Consider the following 21,329-nt stretch of genomic DNA (forward strand, 5'->3'; position numbering starts at 1 on the left):
AAGTGCAATAAAGTAGAAATAATGTAGTTGCTGATATGTTAAAAAAGATTTAAAGTTTTATTATGAAAACTAAAGAGATAAAAGTCGGAAATGTTCTTATTGGTGGGGATAATCCCGTTTCTATACAGACAATGTGGGATAGACCCATTACAGTTGTTGATAATAAACTAATAGATAAGTTAAATGATATACAGGCAGCAGGTTGCGATATAATAAGATTTGCTGTACCAAAAATTGAGGATGCAAAAATAATAGGTGATATAGCATCAAAAATATCTATGCCAGTAGTTGCTGATATTCACTTTGATTATAAAATTGCCCTAAAGTGTATGGATTACCCCATATCGAAAATAAGAATAAATCCAGGTAATATAGGAACTAAATGGAAGGTTGAAGAGGTTCTTAAAAAGGCTGTAGATAAAAATATTCCTTTAAGGATAGGGATAAATGGAGGTTCCCTTCCATCTGATTTAAGGGAGAATGACAATCTTTCAAAGGCTCTTATAACAGCAGCGGAGAGGGAGATGGAGTTTTTAGATAAACATAACTTTGATAACTTCCTTGTATCTTTAAAAGCTTCTAATATAGATGATGCATATAGGGCTAATAAAGCTTTTTCCAAAAAGTATAATAATCCTATCCATTTAGGAATAACAGAGGCAGGTTCTCTAATCCCAGCTGTTGTTAAGTCATCTATCTATCTCTACAAACTTTTAAGTGAAGGTATTGGTGATACTCTAAGAATATCCATATCAGATGATCCTCTAAAGGAGATATACGCTGCAAACGAGATTCTATCCGCCCTTAAACTTAATAAGAGGGAGAGGGTTGAATTAATCTCCTGCCCTAAATGTGGTAGAGCATCCTTTGATACCCATGAGTTTAATAACCTAATTCAAAAAAAACTCTCCACAGTAAATAAGAGTATAACTGTTGCAATTATGGGGTGTACTGTTAATGGACCTCAGGAGGCTAAACATGCTGATCTTGGAATAACTGGTTCAGGGAATAGTATTTTAATATTCAAACATGGTGAGATAATCCGTAAAGTAACAAAGGATGAAGCCTTAGAAGCCTTTACCCAGGAGATTGATAATTTTGAGAAATAGTTTACTTATAATTTGTTTAACTCTTCTATCACTACCTCTTTTTTCATTAGATAAGAAACCTAACTGGGTTAACTTTCAAGAGGCTAAAATGTTTTATGAGAGTGGGAATTTTAGAGAAGCCTTAGACTATTATCTTCAAGTTACAAAAAGCCCAACACCTAATCCAGAAGCAGAGTATATGATAGGCTTATTATACCTAGAAGAGGGTGAGTTAGAAATTGCTGAAGAACAAATTTTAAAAGCTATATCCCTTTCCCACTATTTACAGGTAAAGGAAGACTTAATGTTCTATAAGTACTCCTTGGCTAAAGTCTATCTATTGAAGGATGATTATGATAGTTATGTATCAACTTTAAAGGATATTATAGGGAAGAGTAGTATAGACCTACAGGAAGTTAGAGACCAACGAGCCTACTATGATACTATTTTAGAGTCTGGTGTTAATAGGCTACTACATCTATACAGAAAAGATGCTGATAATGTTTTAAACGCAAGAATATACCTTGGTTATTATTACAACAGTATAGGGAAATATTTAGAATCTGTTAATTACCTCCTATCTCCTATGTTATCATTGGTAACAGAGGTTATAAATGATAATATAAAACAGGATAGGGAGTATGTTTTTATCTCAATGGAGCAATTTTTTAAGGAAGTTGGAAAAAACAAGCGGGTTCAAGAGTATTTTGAAGAGAATGATTTTTATAAACTTTTCTATTATTTAGGAGAGTCCTTCTATGGCTTAGGTTTAAAAGAGCAGGCGAATGAGTTCTGGGAGCTTTTAGTAAATAGCAACCTTGAGTCAAAGTGGATTAATAAGGCTAAAAAACAGCTTAAAGATCCTAGTTTAGAAGAGTGGAAGTTTGTATATTAAAGGTTAATTATGAAGAATATAATAATAAAAGGTGCCAGAGAGCACAATTTGAAAAATATAGACCTTGAGTTACCAAGGGATAAGATGATTGTTATATCAGGTAAAAGTGGTAGTGGTAAATCATCTTTAGCATTTGATACAATATTTGCAGAGGGTCAAAGAAGATATGTTGAATCCCTCTCTGCCTACGCTAGGCAGTTTTTAGGTAAGGCTAATAAACCTGACCTAGACTATATAGAGGGGTTATCCCCAGCTATAAGTATTGAACAAAAAACAACTAGTAAAAATCCAAGATCTACAGTTGGAACCATAACAGAGATTTACGACTATTTACGTCTGTTTTTTGCAAGGGTTGGAAAGCCAATGTGCCCAAAGTGTGATATTGAGATCTATGAACAGTCCATTGACCAGATAATAGAGCAGGTAAAAAGCAAGCCTGATGGGGAGAAGATGTTAGTATTGGCTCCTGTTGTAACAGGGCGAAAGGGTGAACATAAAAAAGTCTTTGAAGATGCTAAAAAATCTGGGTTTACTAGGGTAAGAGTTAATGGTGAAGTTCTCCTTCTAGAGGATGAAATAAATCTAAGTAAGCAGAAAAAACACTCAATTGAAATTGTAGTAGATAGGTTAAAACTATCATCGGAAGTTAGAAAGAGACTCTCAGAGTCAATTGAGACCGCATTGGAAGTATCCGGAGGGAATGTTATTATTAACTACATTGATAAGGATTTAGATGAGTTTTTCTCTGAGCACAACTCCTGTCCTAATTGTGGTTTTAGTATGGAGGAGTTACAACCTAGACTCTTCTCTTTTAATAGTCCCTTTGGTGCCTGTCCTGAGTGTTCTGGCCTAGGTAGAACAATGGATTTTGATCCAAAAAAAATAATACCAGATCTAACACTATCCTATAATCAGGGAGCTATTGTAACATCAAATCCAAAAGCAGCATGGTTCTCTTCTACATTTAAGGGGTTATCTGAGCATTATGGATTTTCTTTAGATACACCATTTAATAAGTTAGACCCTAAATTAATAGATATTATGTTATACGGGACAAAGGATAAAATCGAAATACTCTATGAGAATAAGGATAAAACTGGTCGTTTTGAGATTAATAAACCCTATGAAGGGATAATTGCAGACCTTAGAAGAAGGTATAAAGAGACAGGAAGCCAGGGTATGCGTGACTGGTATGAAAAGTTTATGACCGATGAGGTTTGTACAACTTGTAAGGGGAAAAGGTTAAAACCTGAAGCCCTATCTGTATATGTTAATAACAGGAACATAACAGACGTTACATCCTTCTCTGTGGAAGAGGCTATTGAGTTTTTTAATAACTGTACCCTATCAGAATCACAGCAGGTAATTGCAGAACAAATTTTAAAAGAGATTAGAAACAGGTTAAGTTTTCTACAGAGTGTAGGACTATCCTACCTAAATTTAAGTAGAAAGGCTGGAACTCTCTCTGGTGGGGAGTCCCAAAGAATAAGACTTGCAACCCAGATTGGAGCTTCATTAGTTGGGGTATTATATATTTTAGATGAACCAACTATTGGTCTCCACCAGAGGGATAATGATAGATTATTAGCTACACTAGTTCACCTAAGGGACTTAGGTAATACACTTATTGTTGTTGAACATGATGAGCAAACTATTAAAATGGCCGACTATATTGTGGATATGGGACCTGGAGCTGGTATTCATGGTGGAAATATTGTTGCCCAGGGTAATTATGACCAGATATATAAAAACCCTAATAGTCCTACAGGGCAATTTTTAAGTGGTACTATTAAAATTGATATACCAGAGTTTAGGCGGGAAGGTAATGGGAAACAGATCATAGTAAAAGGTGCATCCCAAAATAATCTTAAGGATATCGATGTAAGTTTTGATTTAGGAAAGTTAAATATAATAACAGGTGTATCAGGGTCTGGTAAATCAACACTATTATCCCAAATTTTATACCCAGCACTTGCTAACTCCCTTCATAGATCCCACCATGAGGTTGGAAGTTATAAAGAGATTTTAGGTCTAGAGAATGTAGATAAAGTTATTAATATTGATCAAAGTCCTATTGGTCGAACACCAAGGAGTAATCCTGCTACCTATGTAGGACTATTTAACCATATTAGGGATCTCTTTGCATCTCTACCAGAGTCTAAACTACGGGGATATAAACCTGGAAGGTTCTCCTTTAATGTAAAAGGAGGTAGATGTGAGCACTGCGGTGGTGGTGGAACAAAAAAAATTGAGATGCATTTTTTACCTGATGTATATGTTACATGTGATGTTTGTAAGGGTAAGAGGTTTAATACAGAGACCCTAAATGTAAGATATAAGGGGAAAAACATCTATGAGGTATTAGAACTCTCAATTGAAGATGCCTGTGAATTTTTCAAAAATATTCCTCCAATAAAAAATAAACTAGATACTCTACTATCTGTAGGTTTAGGTTATATAAACTTAGGACAATCGGCTATAACCCTTTCAGGTGGAGAGGCACAAAGGGTAAAACTAGCTTTAGAGCTATCTAAGAGAAGTACAGGTAAAACCATATATATTATTGATGAACCTACAACTGGTTTACACTTTGCAGATGTAAAACTATTAATGGAAGTAATTCACTCCCTGGTAGATAAGGGGAATACAGCTATACTTATTGAACACAACTTAGATGTAATTAAGTGTGCAGATAAAATAATTGATCTTGGACCTGAAGGTGGGGATAAGGGTGGAACATTAGTTGTAATGGGTACTCCGGAAGAAGTTATAAAGTGTAATGATTCATATACAGGGTACTATCTTAAAGATGTTTTAGGACATTAGACTGAAAAAAGCTATAATTATACTAACTCTATTAATTAAAATCACACTGGTTTATTCCCAAGAGATAGATAAGACTCCTTTAGAGGACTTTAGTGTTATCGAGGATATGGCAATTATAAGGGACCTTGAGACTTCTAGCCTAGAAGAGTTAAATATCTGGGCTAAAAGGTTAGATTTACCAGAAGGAAGTAATAAAAACTCTTTAATCTCTTCTATTGCTAAATATTATAATGTAGATCTGCTAGGGAGTTCTAGTAAAACAAATAAAAATGATAAAACAATAAATATAAATAGGGCTGAACTCTCTAAATATTATACTATTGAAGAGGTAGATGAGAGTTTTGCTGAGTTTGAGGGTAGAGTTGAAATAGTTATTGATGATGTAGAACAGAAAATTCAGCACTCAATTATTGGAGATAAAATAAACTTTAATCGAACCTTAAACAGTGTTACAGCCCTAGGAAATGTCCAATATATCAAGACAGAAAAGGGTAAGCCAGAGTTGGTAACAGCTGAGTCCTTAACATTTAACCTATCAAATTGGAAGGGTTCAATGGTAAAGTGCATCTCTAAACAGGATAAAACTATAGATGAAGAGAGTATGGTCTTTTATTATGTAACAGGTGAGATTAAAAAAAGTGATACTGAAATTATGGGAATGAATGATGTAACAATTCAAACTGTTTCAGGCTCTCCATACTTTAATATAAGCGCCAAAGACCTTTGGATGTTAGACTCTTCAGACTTTGTGATTATTTCTCCATGGGTAAAGGTTGGTCATGTTCCCGTTTTTTGGTTCCCTTTTTACTATCACTCAGAAAACAATCTCTACTTTAATCCTGTTTATGGAGTAAGAAGTAGGGAGGGTACATTTTTACAAAATACTCTATATCTTTTAGGTGCTAAACCTGTAGATAAGGAGCAGTCTGACTTCTCATTTTTATCCTTTGATAATGGGGAAGGGGTGAGTAATAAGGAGTTTAATGGATTAACCCTTGTTCCATCTAAGGATAAGAGTAAATACAGTTCTGATTACTCAAAAATAATGTTAGACTATTACTCTAATTTAGGTATTTTTATAGGTTCAGATACTAATCTTAACTTTTCAGGAACTAAAATAGATCTTGAAACAGGACTAGGGTTTTCAAGGAGTATAAATGATTCTACAGGTCTAGTATTTGTTAATAAAGAGTCTATATGGAATCACTCTTATATGTATGGAAATGAAGTTCCCTTTAGATATAACTTTAATTTAGACCTAACATTTCCTTTTGGAAGTTTAAATATTATATCCCTCTCGGATCCTTATTTTAAAAGTGATTTTTATAATAGAAAGGAGAACTTTAAGTGGGTAGACTATTTTACTGACCAGTTAGACCAGGGGCTTGAGTCCTTCTCAAGTGGTGCTGCTTTAGACTATAGAAGGGATACATCGGAGATATCCCTTGTTAGTGAGTACTCCTGGAGTCTAGATTTTAAAAGTTACTCTCCTAATGTATCAAAGTTAAACCCATATATTGATAAATTTACCTTCGATATAAAAAAAATTGAATTGGACTTTAACTCTAAGATTACAAAGGGGGTTACCCTAGATGCCCTGGGGAATCAACAATTAGAGGTTCTATATGAGGATTACGACCCATCATATAAGTTTTTCTACCCAGAAGTAGGGAAAGTTCCTATCTTGCTAAATATACAGGGAAGACTTTTTGATACTTCGTTTAGTAAAAAAGATATAGAAAAGGTGGAGGATAATTATAATTATATCTTTGATAAGTATAACAATTTATTAGACCTTGAAAATCCAACTGTTGTTAAAACTGAAGATAAAGAGAGTTCTTTGGAGCATGGAGAGGTGGAGAGTAAACCTATCTATAATTTTGAATATAGTGAAATTTTTGGTGATGAAAAAATTGCTTCAAAAAAGAGCAACCCTGTTATCAATACAAAATTTAAATATAATGTAAACATTCCCCTAAGCTTATATCTCTATTGGGATAATACACTATGGAATAACCCGGTTGATATAGATTACTCTCTATCCCAGGATTCTATGTTATATAATACTGATCCGTATATTAAAGGTGACTACACATTAGATGTTTTAGACTCATTTATTAAGATTTCTAATACAACAAAGGGGAATATATATCTTAAAAAATATATAGAAGAGGATGATCAAGCAGACCTTATCTCTTTATATAAGTGGAACAAGAGTATTGTAGAGAATGACCTTAAATCCACTATTGATTTTTTAAAACTATTTCCAGAAATAGAAAAACACTCCCTCTCTTTAACTTATAAGCTTAACTCTATGTTATATAAAAAAAGTTTTGATCAGGATGCCTTTGATCTATTAGTAGAAGATTATCCAGTATATAAAATTGAGAACTTTAAGTGGACCAAGGATTATATTGATGATAACGAGTTGTATTTTAAATATACATATAAAGTTGATTTTTCAGAGACATCCCTAGGTTATAAAAAAATCCTCCCACCATTAGAAGAGGAGAGAAGTGTAATTTTTGAGCAAAAGTTCGATATTGATCTTTTAGCTGATCTAAATAACATAAGTACAACAACTGTAGATGTTAATAAGAGCATTACCCAGGAAGAAGTTATTGATACTTTATCGGTTGATCAGGTAAATAAGTTAAAATATAAGAGCCTTGAATTCTCTACCAAGTTTGGAAGTGAATTTGATGGTACTGTTGAGTATATATTTGATAATAAGGATAATTGGGATTTTGACCCATTAGGTTTTGAACTAAAGTATAAACCAACTAAATTTTTTGAGTTATCACTTAGCTCTGATTTTGATTTAAACAGTACAACCCTAGAGTCCTATTATGGGAAGATAAAACTTTGGGATATAGATTTTACCCTTACTTCTTCTTACAATAATCCTGTAAAATGGAATGAAGAAACACTTCGATGGGATACATTAAGTGATTTAGATAAGGTCCTATCCCCAGAATCTTTAACAATAAAACATAACTTTGACCTTAAAAAGTTTAAATTCTGGAAAAATAGAGTTACTCTTAATATCGACTCAAACTTATCATTTAAGAAAGAGTTTATAAAAGTAGACACCTCCTTTTTAAATTATAAACTTGTTTTTGGCTTAGATATATATGAATTTCTTGAACTAAATTTCACCTCATCATCAAGTAATAACTCTATTTTCCAATACATAGAAGGGGATAGTGATATTCTAGGTTTAAATAGTAATAAAAATATTTTAATTGACTTAATTAAATCATTTAACTTTTTTAATAGGGAGGATAGGGTAGAATCAAATTTTAACCTAAACTCAATGAAAGTAGATGCCATATATAAAATGCCTGACTGGAATTTGATATTTAGTTATACAGGAGAACCAAAACTTGAGGACTCAAATATTAACTGGTTTCAGAAGTTCTCATTTTTTATAGAGTGGAAACCATTATCATTAGTAAGATCAGATGTTGTAAATGACGACGATAATTGGAGTGTTTCTACTTCCGGTAAGGAAGATTAGTGCTTGACTATAAAGACTATTTTTTATTAAATGATTTTAATGGATAAATTATTGATACACAATTTTGTAAATTTTCAGATTAAAGCTTATTATAAGGGACAAGATGAAAAATAAATTCTATTTAACCAATTTAAAGCAGTATCTTTCTAGCAACTCACTCTTTACAAATATATTTGTTTTGATGAGTTTTTTGTTATCTGTTGTATTTATACTTTTTTTTAACTATTTTATTGATGCTTTTTTTAATTATAAAGAGAGTGATTTTAGGGTAGGGCAGCCAGCTAAAAGTGACTATGTTTTAAAATCAGATCTAAGTTATTTCAACGAGTTTGAAACAAATATAGCCAAGGGTGTAGAAGAGCAACTTGTGCTCCCTGTTTATAAAATTGATGATGAGATAACCAGTATAGCTATTTCTGAGCTAAAAGCTTTTTATCAATCAATTAACAGTTTATTAGAGGGGAATAGTTCCACAGACCTTATAATAGAGAGAATTAACGATACATTTCCTGATTTATTTACAAGTTATGAAATGGGGGAGTTTCTTAAATTAGACTTAAGGCATTTTTTCTCTCTTTTACTAACAGAACAGAGAAAGATCCTTAATCGTGGTTATATCTCAGAGTCTGGAACCAGTAATGGTTCCGGGTTGATAAGTGTTATATCCAGTGATGATGGAACTCTTAGTCAGGATATAAGTGCTATATCCGTATTAAAGTCCATTAAAATAGACTCATCCCTCTATGGTGATTTTGAACCATATTTTAGTAAACTACTAACAGAGTTTATGAAAGTTAACTGTTTTTATGATAATGATCAAACTAAACACAATAAGGATTTAGCACTATTAAACGTTAAGCCTGTTATTGACTACTACAGAAGTGGAGAGATTCTAATAAAGAAGGACTTTGTAGTAAGTAGTGACATACATAAAAAGATTATGGAAGCAGAGATTCTTGTTAAGAAAAATACTATATCAAATATATTTTTAGTTTTAGGATATATGTTTCTAATCTACGTTGCTGCTATAGTTCTTTTTACAAGTGGTTTTATTCAAAAAAAGTTAAATGAAAGTGATGTCGTTTTATTAGCTGGGATGACACTGTTTTATGTACTTTTTGCAGTATTATTACGTTACTTTATAGGTCTTGAAAATATATCTATATACCCACTATTACTTCCATCTATCCTAGTATCAATGTTAATAACATTTCTTCTAGGTAGTAAAGTAGGGCTTTATCACTCAATATTAACATCATTTTTAGTTCTATTAATCTCTGACTTCTCTATATATGCATTCTCTATTACCCTTATGATTTCTATTTTAAGTACTATTGTTATTCATGATGTGGAGAAGAGAATTGATTTAATGAAGTCTAGTGGTGAACTTGCCATATTACAGACAGTATTAATCCTCTATATGCTAGCCATAGATATTGTTAAAACAGACGATTTATTAATGCTACTATTTGTCTCTGTAGGCTCATCCCTGGTTTTTGGTATTCTAACCCTTGCATTACTTCCCCTATCTGAACACTTATTAAAAATATCTACCTGTTTTCAGTTAACAGAACTTTGTGACTTAAATGCTCCCCTTTTAAAGAGTATGTTAATTAAGGCTCCAGGAACGTATGCCCACTCTATAGCTGTAGCTAATATGGCGGAGTCAGCAGCCCAGAATATAGGTGCCAACGCCCTATTAGCTAAAGCCGGTGGTTATTACCACGATATTGGGAAAATAGATCAACCCCACTATTTTATAGAGAATCAGAAAGGTGGTAAAAATATGCATGATGATATGAAACCATCCCTCTCTGTTGCTGTAATAAAGTCCCATGTGAAGCTTGGAATTGAGAAGGGTAAAAAAATTGGACTACCTAGTGATATTATTGATATTATAGAGCAGCACCATGGTAAGGGCGCCATCTCCTTCTTTTTAGATAAGGCAAAAAAAGAGAGTAAGGGTGGTCTTATCTTAACCGAGGATTTTGGTTATTCTGGTCCTAATCCACAAAGTCCAGAGGCAGCTATTGTAATGCTTGGGGATAGCGTAGAGGCCGCTGTCAGATCCTTAAAAAACCCAACTATTTCCCAGCTAGAGAAATTTGTATGGGAGCTTATACTAAATAAATTAAAAGAAGGAATGTTAGATGCATGTGGTTTAACTCTATCAGACCTTACTTCTATAAAGGACTCATTTATCAGTACTTTAATGGGTCATTATCACTCAAGAATTGAATATCCTACAGGAGCAGATGAATAATGAATGATATTACTTTGATGTATCAAAACATCAATAAGGTTGATTGGGAAGAGAAGTTATTAGGTTTTACAGACTCTATACTCAATCTTTTAGAGATTGATAACTGGGAATTTTCCCTTACACTTTGCGATAATAGTTATATACACAAAATTAATAGAGATTATAGAGATAAGGATAAACCCACAGATGTTATTACTTTTGTTATGTCCGATGAACCATTTCCTGTAACACAGGAGGCGGGAGAACCCTACAGTGCTGGAGATATAATAATCTCCTTGGAAACAGTTGAGGAAAACTCAAAGTATTTCAAAGTGAGCTATGAGGAAGAGTTAAAAAGGGTTTTAATTCATGGAATTCTACACCTAATGGGGTTAGATCATGAAACAAACAGTGAAGATGAAGAGATGTTGATAAAACAGGAAAAGATATTAAAAGATCTTATAGGTAGAGGACTATTCTAAAAATGAGTTTTTTTAAAAGAGTGTTAAAAAAATCCAGGAGCGAAGAAGAGGCCAATCAAAGCATTGAGACCCAAAATATGATCAATGGGATTGTAGAGTTAACAGAGACATCGGTTAAGGATGTTTACGTTCCTAGGATTGATGTTGTCTTTATTGAAGAGGATACAACACTACCCAATGCAATAAAAATAATGGAAGAGAGCGGTCACTCTAGATTTCCAGTTTATAAGGATACCTTAGATGATATCATCGGTATTTTATACCTTAAGGATTTAATTCTTTATATTTATAATCTAGATGATGAGTCTAGTTTTAACATTACTGATGTTATAAGAAAGCCTTATTTCGTCCCTGAGAGTAAAAAATTAGACTCCCTATTAAGAGAGTTTAAAAGGTTACATGTACATATAGCTATCGCCGTGGATGAATATGGTGGAGTCTCTGGAATTGTATCAATGGAGGATATTATTGAAGAGATTGTTGGGGATATTCAAGATGAGTTTGATAATGAGATTGAAGAGATAATTAAAATAGATGACAAGTCTTGGTTGTGTGATGCTAGAGCAAATATAGATGATATTAATGAGAAGTTAGGCCTTGAAATTGATACAACTGATATTGAGACAATAGGTGGGTATGTTTTTAATCAAATAGGGGAGATTCCAGTTAAGTTTGAAAAAATTGATACACCGGAAATGACAATTATAATAACAGAAGTTTATGGTCATAAGATAAAGAGGGTTAAGTTGGTGAAGAAGTAATGATAAAAAAAATTTTATTTCCAATTCTATTTTTTTTAACACTAACATCACTATTTACCCAAACAATTTATGACTATGTAGCTTTGGCAGAAGAGAGTATGTTGTATCAAAAATACTATGAAGCTGTCGAGAATTATAAAGAAGCCCTATCAATAAACTCTGCCGATATAAAGTCAAATAAAGGACTAAGTGACGCTTTTTTTATGTTAGGGGAGTATCAAGAAGCGATAATATACATTGATAAGTGTATAGAATTGAATATTAACAATATTGAGTTTTTAAACTCTAAGGCTAGAATATTAACTGCCATTGGTGATTATAATAAGGCTAAAGAGTTATATGATAGGGTTTTAGATAGAGAAATCTATAATATTAGGGCTAAAAGTGGTTTAGCAGAGTTAAGAATTGCAGAGGGAGATATAGTAGGTTCCCTCTACGACTTTGAGAAAATTCTTAAATTCTCTCCAAATAGTAGGCGTCTACTTCTCTCCCTGGTTGTTTTATATGATAGCCAGGGTAAATATGAAAACTCTAATGAGCTTATACAACAGGCTATTAGAGTATATCCTGAAGATCCTATTGTATTAGAAGCAGCTGTAAATCACTATATAAATACTAAGAGCTATAAAGGAGCCTCACTCTATATGAGTGAACTCTTAAATGTATCTAAAAGTAGTAGCATTAGACTTCTAAATGCTAAATTATTAATTTATCTAGAAGAGTTTGAAAAGGCACTTGATGAATTAACTCAGTATATGAAGATTGAAAAAAAGAATCCAGAGGCCTACTATCTTGCAGCATTAATTTTAGATGAACTAAATCAAGATGAAAAAGCCTTATCTTTAATTAAAAGAGGAATAGACCTTAAACCAGATGATGAGATTTTTCGTTTCTATAGTGAAAAGCTAATGGGTGATATGTATATTCTAAAGGATAGCAAAAGGGATTTGTACTCTAACTGGTATTTAAATCAGGGGCTGTTATTAGAAGATAGATACTTCTATGAAAAGGCTAAAGTGTACTACCAAAGAGGAGTTGAGTTATCCCCTTTTAATAGTAGATTAAGGTATACCTATGGAAATATACTTAAGAAAATGGGGTATCGTCAGAGTTATCTAAAAGAGCTTAACTTTCTATTAAGTAGTGAGTCAAACCTTACTGAAATAGATGATGATATTGATGAGATAATTCTTATAGAGGATAGCCTTCCTAAAAAGCCATTATATGAGAAATGGGGTGAAGAGAGATGGAATTTTGATGATTATTTTAAGGTTTCAACATTTATTAATAACTCCACAGGGGAGGGGCACTTAAGCTCTGGAAAAATAATTAAAGATATTACAAATCGCTTCTTATCAGGGCAAAGTAAATACTTTGTTAGTGATATATCTCTATTTTCAGGTAATCTGTCATCCGCATTTAATCAATCTCGTCAAAGTAACAGTGATTATTTTTTAATTATTAACTTTCTTGAAGGAAGTAGAACTTTCTCTTTAAATGCAAGACTTCATCTAACAAAAAGTGGTAGACAGATTAAAAGCTTTAACTACTTAAAAACTGGGAATAACAGGATATTTAACTGCTTTGAAAATTTAAGTAAGGATCTTAATGACTTTTTACCAACTATAGGATCAGTTATTGATATAAAAGGAGAGTCTGTTCTTTTAAATATCGGTTTAAATCAAAAGGTCCAATTAGATACAGAATTTCATGTAGTTAAAAAAGGTAGCTTCTTTATTATACCCGATTCACCATTTTTAGATTTTGATTTAGATAAGCATTTAGGTGTAGTTAAAATAGAGGCTGTCGGAGAAGGAATGAGCGATGGTTCTTTTACAGCAAACAATAGTTTTAACCTGTTAAATATTGGGGATAATATTCTATATCTACCAGTAGATCAGGGTGAAAAGGTTATAGATGAGAGTTTTAAAGAGAGTATAATGGATAGTGAATTAATAGGGCAGTTATTAAAGGTTAACTAGATAATTGTATTACTGCTTTTTATTGACATTAAAGTCCTAATTTCTTAAAATGCTAATGTATAAATAATTAATGAATAATGGAGGGTAATTATCATAATAATCAACTATCTATCTATCAAATACTCTCGCATAAAAAATATAAATACTTTTTCAATTAAGCAAAAAAATATTACATATATATAAGGAGATAAGGATGAGCCTTACTACTGTTAAAGATTTAGATTTAACTAATAAGCGTGTTCTAGTTCGAGTGGACTTTAACGTTCCTCTAAAAGAAGGAAAAATTACAGATGATACAAGAATGGTAAGGGCATTACCTACTCTAAAATACATTTTAGAGCAGGATGGAGCTTCTCTTGTTGTTATGAGTCACCTAGGTAGACCATCAGAAGAGAGAGAGCCTCAGTATAGCTTAAGCCAATTAAAAGATCATTTAGCTAAATTAACAGGTACAAATGTAATTATGGCACCAGACTGTGTTGGTAGTGAAGTTGAGTTATTAGCTAAAGATTTAAAAGCAGGAGAGATCTTACTTTTAGAGAATACTCGATACCATAAAGCGGAAAAGAAAAATGACGAGGCATTTGCAAAACAGTTAGCAGCTTTAGCCGATGTTTATGTAAATGACGCTTTTGGTACAGCTCATAGAGCCCATGCGTCAACAGAGGGTGTTACTAAATTTATACCTTCATGTGCTGGTTTTTTAATGGAGACTGAGTGTAACTTTTTTGATAAAGTATTAATTGCTCCTGAGAAACCATTTGTTGCAATAATTGGTGGAGCTAAAGTATCATCAAAAATTACTGTATTAGAGTCTATGCTCGATAAGTGTTCTACATTTGTTATTGGTGGTGGTATGGCATATACTTTTATGAAAGTAAAAGGTTATGAGATTGGTAAATCAATGTTTGAAGAGGATTTCCTAGATACAGCTAAGAAGTTTTTAGATGATGCAGAGAAAGCTGGGGTTGAGGTTATACTACCATTAGACCATGTTTGTGCTGCTGAGTTTGGTGAAAATGCTTCTCCTGTAGCTGTTGATGACATTAATATTCCATCTGACCTAATGGCTTTAGATGTAGGTCCTAAAACTTCAGAGTTAGTAAAAGAGAGAGTTTTAGCTGCTAAGATGATTGTCTGGAACGGTCCAATGGGTGTTTTTGAGTTTGATAACTTTGCTAAAGGAACAAAAGATGTTGCCTCATTTGTTGCACAGTGTAAGGGTGTAACTGTTGTTGGTGGTGGTGATTCTGTTGCTGCTGTAAACAAATTTGGTTTTGCTGATCAAATAGATCATGTATCAACTGGTGGTGGAGCTTCCCTTGAATATTTAGAAGGTAAAGTTTTACCAGGTGTTGTAGCACTTAGAAAATAATTTGCTAGCTAGGGGAGACTCTAGCTTTTATTAACATTAACATATTATATAGGAATTAAAATGAGAAAAACATTTATTGCAGGAAACTGGAAAATGAATAAGACTCCTTCAGAAGCTGTAGCTTTTGCAAAGGAACTAGTAGTATCTTTAAAGGATTCAGATACAAAATTAATGATTGCTCCATCTATGACAGCAATCTCACAGGTTGCTGATGTAATTAAAGGATCTAATATTATATTAGGTGCTCAAAACATGGCATCTGTAGAATCAGGAGCTAGAACAGGTGAAACTTCTGTATTAATGTTAAAAGATTTAGGTGTTGAAGCTGTTATTTTAGGTCACTCAGAGAGAAGATCTATTTACGGTGAGTCAGATGTTTTAATCAATGAAAAAATTAAGTTAGCACTTTCCCACAACTTAGAAGTACTATTTTGTATTGGTGAGACTTTAGAAGAGAGAGAGGCTGGTAAAGCTGAAGAAGTTTGTTTTTCTCAAACTGAATTAGGACTTAAAGGTATCTCTGCAGAGGAAATGAAAAATATTGTAATTGCTTACGAACCTGTATGGGCAATTGGAACTGGTAAAACAGCTTCACCTGAGGATGCCCAGGCTATTCATAAGGCTATTAGAGGCAAAATTGAAGAACTTTATTCAAAAGAAGTTGCAGAAAAGGTAATTATCCAGTATGGTGGATCTGTTAAGCCTGGAAATGTTAAAGAATTAATGGCTCAGCCAGATATAGACGGTGGTCTTATTGGCGGTGCAGCTTTAGACACTGATTCATTCACAGCTTTAGCAAATTACAATAAATAAAATATCTTAGACTGGAGAATGAAATGGAATTTGTTTCAACTCTGCTATTAGTACTGTTTATAATTGTAGCAGTTTTATTAGTGGCATTAGTATTATTACAGGATGATCAAGGTGAAGGCCTTGGTAGTATGTTTGGTGGAAATAGTTCATCACCTTTTGGTGCAAAATCTGGAAATGTTTTAGTAAAAACTACAACTGTTCTAGGTATACTATTCTTTGTTTCTTCCCTTGGTTTAGCATGGGTTTCAAGAACACAAAGTGATGATGACATTCTTAAAGCAGCTGTTAAAGCAGAAATAGAGAGTGTTGAAGGTAGCGATTGGTGGGAAGAACCAGCTACTGAGACAGAAACGGACACTGTAACTGATACTGTAAATGAATAATAGATAGGGGGTTCGACCCCCTTTTTATTTATAAGGATTGTTCATGAGAATTTGTATAGCATATAGCTCTACTAAAAATAAAAAAATTGAAGATTACGCTAGGTCATTAGCTAAAGGTATTGAAGATAAAAACAGTGCTGTTATTGATCTAATTAATATAGATAAAGAGAGTGATAAAAGACTAACAGGTTATAATTATATAATAATTGGTAGCAGTAAATCCTCTTTTTTCGGTTCTAAAGTTGATAAACCGATATTACATTTTTTAAAGAACTGCGGTTTTATTACTGGTAAACATACTTTTGTTTATACTACAAGTGGTTTTGGATCTCATAAATATTTAGCATCATTTATGAAAGCAGTTGAAAGTGAAGGCGTATTGTTAAAGAATTCAGCAACAATTAGTTCCAATGATGAAGCTAGAGTAATTGGAAGTAAGTTACACATAAAATAATGGAGTTTACAATGAAAAAAATATTTTTAATAGTTTTAAGTGTATTATCACTTACCATAGCATCAGGGCAGAGTGTTTTTGATACAGTTGTTGCTCAGGTTAAATTAACCAAAACAGAACTAATTAAGTTAAGTTATGTTGAAGAAAAATTAGATGCGGCTGAGAAACAGGTCGGACGGCCATTTACAGTTGAAGAGAAAGATTTTATTTTAGACTCAATTATAAATAATGAAATTATAAAACAAGCTGCAGCTAGAGATGGAATTAATGTAACTGAAGATATGATTCTAAATATGTTACGTCAACAAGCTGGAGGAAATGCCTCAGACCAGCAGATTAAGGACGCAGTTGTTGCCCAATACAAAAGTTCATGGGAAGATGTTTCAAAAGCTTTAATTGAGCAGTTATCTTTACAAGAGTATATAAAAATAGCTGGAGCTGAAGAGTTAAAGAAGTACGCTGTACCACCAACCCAAGAAGAGATAGTTGAGTTTTATAACAATAATAAAACAAAATTTGTGAATCCTGATATGGTTAGAGTAAATCATATTTTCTTTTCAACCCAGGGTAAGGATGATAAAGGAGTTCAAGAAGCTAAAAAGAAAGCTGATGATGCTTTATTATTAATAAAAAAAGGTTCTAAAACATTTGACGAGTTAGTACAAGAAGTTAGTGAAGATAGAAACTCAGCTTTAAATGGTGGAGAACTAGGTTTTATTGCTAGGGATGATGCAAATACTGTACAGTTATTAGGTACAGAGTTTATTAATACTGTTTTTAACCTTCCTATGGATAAAATACATGGTGTATATAAATCTAATTCTGGTTATCATATTGTTGAAATTACCGAGAAAAGATCAGCTAGATTGTTAAAGCTTACAGATCCAATAAATCCATCTACTCCTGCAACAGTTGCCCAGTATATTCAGCAGAGTCTAGGTCAACAGAAATCAACTCAAGCCTTTGCTCAAGTTACAGAGATCGTTATTCAACGATTAAGAAAAGAAGCTGTAATTAAAGTTATGGATAAAAGTATCCCTTGGAAATAATCTGTGGAACCCCGGCATAAGGGCAGAGAGCTTGCCTTTAAAGCACTATATAGTTGGGAATTAAATAAATCCACAATTTTTGCCGATATAACCAATATAGATAATGAATCTTCACCCTTTGGTGAAGATTTGTTTACAGGTGTTATTGGTAATATTGAATATATCGATCAAATATTAAGTAAAAACTTAGTTAATTGGCATATAAATAGAATAAATAAAATAGATTTATCTATTCTAAGACTAAGTATCTACTCTTTAATATTTTTAAAAGATATTCCTAAAGTTATTACTATTAACGAAGCGATAAATATATCAAAGGATTATGGTACAGATCAATCATATAAATTTGTAAACGGTATTTTAGATTCAATAAATATTTAATTAGGAGTATTAAAATTAAGATCAAAAAAAATCTTTTAATAACTGCAGTAACTCTTTTTATATTGTCACTACTATTTTTAAGTGGTTATCTCTATCTAAGTTTTAAAAATAAAAACAGTATCGAGTCCCAAATTATAGTTATAGACTCAAATATTGAGAGTGGTAAATTAGATAAGGCAATAAAGTTACTATCTAAAGCTAGTAAAAATGTACCAGATAGATATAGTAGTTATAGACTACTTAAACGTTCAATTAATATTGCTGAATCAACTTCTAACTACAAAGTTTTTTTAGATGTTGCTTTTAACATTGTTAATACCTTTCCCGGAAATGAGGACCTACAGGCCTATTATGTAATGTCTCTACTTAAAGTAGGAGAGTATGATAAAGCTAAAGAAGTCGCCCTTGATCAATTAACCTCGTCAGAATTTAAACCTCTATTAGCACAGACTATACTTTTTAGTGATAATAAGTCCCAAACCGATAAAGATATTATACACTATATGGAGGGGCGTTTAGATCCATCATTTTTTGAATACTTAGCATCCCTTTTAAATGATACTTCCCTATATATAAATTCTGCACTTTTATGGGCAAAAAATGGAGAACTAGAGAAGGCTTATAGTTTAGTTTCAAATTTAAATAGTAAAAATATAGAAGAGTTAATATCTCTTTTAGCCTATGATACAGGAAGAAGAAGTGAAGCTCTACTACGTCTATTAGAGTTACCTAAGAGTGACTCTATAAAATATACAAACATCCTCTTGATTGCGGATTTATTATACTTAAAAGATAACTATCCACGAAGTCGTTTTTACTATGAAAAGGCTTTGGAGTTAGATGTTATTGATGCAAAACCATTTATCAATATTACATCCATATATAGAAAGTTAGATGACATTAAACAAGCAATAACCTTTGTAGATAGAGGTGTTTCCCTTTTTAATAAAAAGATACGAGAAAAGATTTCCTCTATTGATGAACTTAAAGAGAGTAGTAAGTCATTAAGTGATCCAAATGAGATTAAGCTCTCTAAAACTTTACTACTCCAAAATCAAGATGATCTAACAAAATTAGAGTTTGAGTATAAAAAACTAGTTTTATTATCCTATCATCTATATAAAGAGGTTAACTCTACTAGTGCAATAAAAATATTAGAGGATTATAGAGAGTTATTTCCAAATGATGTAAAAATACAATTACTCTATTTAAGAGAAAATAATAGAACCATTGATCCAGCAATTTATCAGGCCAGATTATGGAGTTTACTAAATAGTGATAAAAATAGTAAAGAGGTTTCAGAATTTCTTGTTTGGTACTATTTGGGTATTAATGATTTTGATAATATCAATCTAATTTTAGAGAGAAGCGAAAATAGATATCCTAATCAGAGCTGGACAAAATATTATAGAGGAATATTAGAAGGTCTACATGGTAACTATAAAGAAGGTATAAAACTATTAAGCAGTAGAGATATAGATGTTGATGAGTGGGAGTTGCTCTTTAATAGAGGTATTTTAGAGATGGGACAGAAAAACTACTCAAATGCAATGGAACTTTTTAATAAGAGTATTATAGCGATTAACCAGAAGGCCTATTTAAAAAATAGAGATGTCTATCTATCTAAAATTAAGACCAAAATTGCAATTGTTCTTATAACTCTAAACGAAGTTGATGAAGCTATTAGGGTTCTTAATAGCGCAATAGAGTTAGATCCAAACAATTATACCAGTGACCTTTTAAAGTCCATAAATATAGATCTTAAGGAGAGTAAATAGATATGTTAAAAAAAATTCTTATTTTATCTTTATCTATATTTTTAATTGGATGTACTACATCAAGAAGTTACCTAGAATCAAGATATATTAATATTGCAGAGGAGGTTTTACCCTCAGTTGTTGAAATAATCTCTGTTGGAATAGAAGAGGACTCAAAGAATAAGTGGTTTGATTTCTTTCAAGATCAAGAAGATTTTCAAAGAGATGATATTAATACAGGTGTTGGTTCAGGTGTAATTCTCTATAAAGAGAGTGATTCTTATTTTATATTAACTAATAAACATGTTGTTGGTAACTTAGATGAGGTTAGTGTTCTTTTATATAATAACGAATTATTAAAAGGTAGTGTTATTGGATTTGATGTAAGATTTGATATTGCTGTTGTTAAAATTGAGACAGATTTGGAATTAAGTGTAGCGGAAATATCCCTCTCTAGTAGGCTTCGTGTTGGACAGTTTGTTGCAGCCCTTGGTAGTCCAATGAGTTATGCTCAATCAATCTCCATGGGTATTATAAGTAATATTGGAAGATTTGGAGGACCAAAGGATAATTTAAGTAACTATATACAAACTGATGCAGCAATAAACCATGGAAACTCAGGGGGTCCCTTAGTAAATATGAAGGGAGAGGTTGTTGGAATAAATACCTGGATTTCATCCCCTACTAGTGGAAATATAGGTTTAGGTTTTTCTATGCCTATAGAGAATGTCTACCCATCATTTTTGAGTATTATAGAAAACGGGTTTGTTCCTGTTGGTTGGATAGGCATAAGCTCCTATGGTTTTCCCGATTCAGACTTTTACAACGTTAATAGTGGGGCATTTATCAATCAAGTTGTTGTAGGCTCCCCTGCATATAAAACAGGACTGCTTCCTGGAGATATAATTTTAGGTATAAATGAGACTAAAATTAGCTCTTCAGAAGAGTTATTTTTAAAAATTTCACTATTAAAACCAAAAGATATTGCAAACCTTAAAATTAACAGATATTCTGATGAACTAAATATTTCTCTTGAATTAGGAGAGAGTGATAAGAATGTTCTTGAGACTTCTAAAAATGTTTTTCCAGGTTTTATTTTATCTGAAAATGAAAATGGGTTAAAAATCATTGAAATATTACCAAAATCAATAGGTTTATCATCGGGTTTTAAAAAGGGTGATATAATAAGTTCTATTAACGGTAATAGAGTCATCGAACTTCAAGAGTTCTACAAGTTTATAAATCTGGGTAATAATCAGTTAATTATTACTAGAGAAGATAAAGAACTTCAATTAGAATTAAAGTATTAAGAGGTTAACTA

Annotated in this window: 16 protein-coding genes; all 16 read left to right on the top strand. The window is 32.3% G+C overall.

Features of this window, described 5'->3' with window-relative positions; genetic code table 11:
• Positions 1 to 62 precede the first annotated feature (62 nt).
• The 16 genes from ispG (at position 63) to EW093_RS14510 (ending at position 21,318) form a co-directional block, all read left to right on the top strand.
• On the top strand, positions 63 to 1,109 hold the full coding sequence (gene ispG / locus EW093_RS14435; protein ID WP_149569081.1) for a flavodoxin-dependent (E)-4-hydroxy-3-methylbut-2-enyl-diphosphate synthase: 1,047 nt from the start codon (positions 63 to 65) through the stop codon (positions 1,107 to 1,109).
• Positions 1,099 to 1,983 (top strand): hypothetical protein, encoded by an 885-nt coding sequence (locus EW093_RS14440; RefSeq protein ID WP_149569082.1) that lies wholly within the window; start codon positions 1,099 to 1,101, stop codon positions 1,981 to 1,983. The genes ispG and EW093_RS14440 overlap by 11 nt, the downstream gene beginning before the upstream one ends.
• A gap of 9 nt (positions 1,984 to 1,992) precedes the next feature.
• Complete coding sequence (gene uvrA / locus EW093_RS14445) at positions 1,993 to 4,809, top strand: excinuclease ABC subunit UvrA (RefSeq protein ID WP_149569083.1); 2,817 nt, start codon at positions 1,993 to 1,995, stop codon at positions 4,807 to 4,809.
• A 106-nt stretch (positions 4,810 to 4,915) separates the two neighbouring features.
• Positions 4,916 to 8,329: an LPS-assembly protein LptD gene (locus EW093_RS14450; RefSeq protein ID WP_149569084.1), complete on the top strand. Its 3,414-nt coding sequence runs from the start codon at positions 4,916 to 4,918 to the stop codon at positions 8,327 to 8,329.
• 103 nt (positions 8,330 to 8,432) lie between these two features.
• Positions 8,433 to 10,592 (top strand): HD family phosphohydrolase, encoded by a 2,160-nt coding sequence (locus EW093_RS14455; RefSeq protein WP_149569085.1) that lies wholly within the window; start codon positions 8,433 to 8,435, stop codon positions 10,590 to 10,592.
• Complete coding sequence (gene ybeY / locus EW093_RS14460; protein WP_149569086.1) at positions 10,592 to 11,053, top strand: rRNA maturation RNase YbeY; 462 nt, start codon at positions 10,592 to 10,594, stop codon at positions 11,051 to 11,053. The genes EW093_RS14455 and ybeY overlap by 1 nt, the downstream gene beginning before the upstream one ends.
• Before the next feature lie 2 nt (positions 11,054 to 11,055).
• Positions 11,056 to 11,814 carry a hemolysin family protein gene (locus EW093_RS14465; RefSeq protein WP_149569087.1) on the top strand — a complete coding sequence of 253 codons (759 nt, stop codon included), beginning with the start codon at positions 11,056 to 11,058 and terminating at the stop codon, positions 11,812 to 11,814.
• On the top strand, positions 11,814 to 13,796 hold the full coding sequence (locus tag EW093_RS14470) for a tetratricopeptide repeat protein (RefSeq protein WP_149569088.1): 1,983 nt from the start codon (positions 11,814 to 11,816) through the stop codon (positions 13,794 to 13,796). Before EW093_RS14465 ends, EW093_RS14470 begins: the two co-directional genes overlap by 1 nt.
• 193 nt (positions 13,797 to 13,989) lie before the next feature.
• Positions 13,990 to 15,171 carry a phosphoglycerate kinase gene (locus tag EW093_RS14475; RefSeq protein WP_149569089.1) on the top strand — a complete coding sequence of 394 codons (1,182 nt, stop codon included), beginning with the start codon at positions 13,990 to 13,992 and terminating at the stop codon, positions 15,169 to 15,171.
• Between the two features lie 60 nt (positions 15,172 to 15,231).
• Entirely contained in the window at positions 15,232 to 15,984 is a 753-nt protein-coding gene (gene tpiA, locus EW093_RS14480) for a triose-phosphate isomerase (protein ID WP_149569090.1), read from the top strand.
• A 23-nt stretch (positions 15,985 to 16,007) separates the two neighbouring features.
• Positions 16,008 to 16,367: a preprotein translocase subunit SecG gene (gene secG, locus EW093_RS14485; RefSeq protein ID WP_149569091.1), complete on the top strand. Its 360-nt coding sequence runs from the start codon at positions 16,008 to 16,010 to the stop codon at positions 16,365 to 16,367.
• Between the two features lie 43 nt (positions 16,368 to 16,410).
• Positions 16,411 to 16,821 (top strand): hypothetical protein, encoded by a 411-nt coding sequence (locus tag EW093_RS14490; protein ID WP_149569092.1) that lies wholly within the window; start codon positions 16,411 to 16,413, stop codon positions 16,819 to 16,821.
• Positions 16,822 to 16,832: 11 nt separating this feature from the next.
• Positions 16,833 to 17,870, top strand: a complete 1,038-nt coding sequence (locus EW093_RS14495; protein ID WP_187759729.1) for a peptidylprolyl isomerase — start codon at positions 16,833 to 16,835, stop codon at positions 17,868 to 17,870.
• A gap of 3 nt (positions 17,871 to 17,873) precedes the next feature.
• On the top strand, positions 17,874 to 18,251 hold the full coding sequence (nusB, locus tag EW093_RS14500) for a transcription antitermination factor NusB (protein ID WP_149569094.1): 378 nt from the start codon (positions 17,874 to 17,876) through the stop codon (positions 18,249 to 18,251).
• Between the two features lie 62 nt (positions 18,252 to 18,313).
• The gene (locus EW093_RS14505; RefSeq protein WP_149569095.1) at positions 18,314 to 20,029 is read left to right on the top strand and encodes a tetratricopeptide repeat protein; all 1,716 of its coding nucleotides are present in this window, start codon (positions 18,314 to 18,316) and stop codon (positions 20,027 to 20,029) included.
• Positions 20,030 to 20,031: 2 nt separating this feature from the next.
• Positions 20,032 to 21,318: a trypsin-like peptidase domain-containing protein gene (locus EW093_RS14510; protein WP_149569096.1), complete on the top strand. Its 1,287-nt coding sequence runs from the start codon at positions 20,032 to 20,034 to the stop codon at positions 21,316 to 21,318.
• The last annotated feature ends 11 nt before the right edge of the window (positions 21,319 to 21,329 follow it).

It is taken from the genome of Thiospirochaeta perfilievii (assembly GCF_008329945.1).
In the GTDB taxonomy this organism is placed as follows: Bacteria; Spirochaetota; Spirochaetia; order DSM-2461; family DSM-2461; genus Thiospirochaeta; species Thiospirochaeta perfilievii.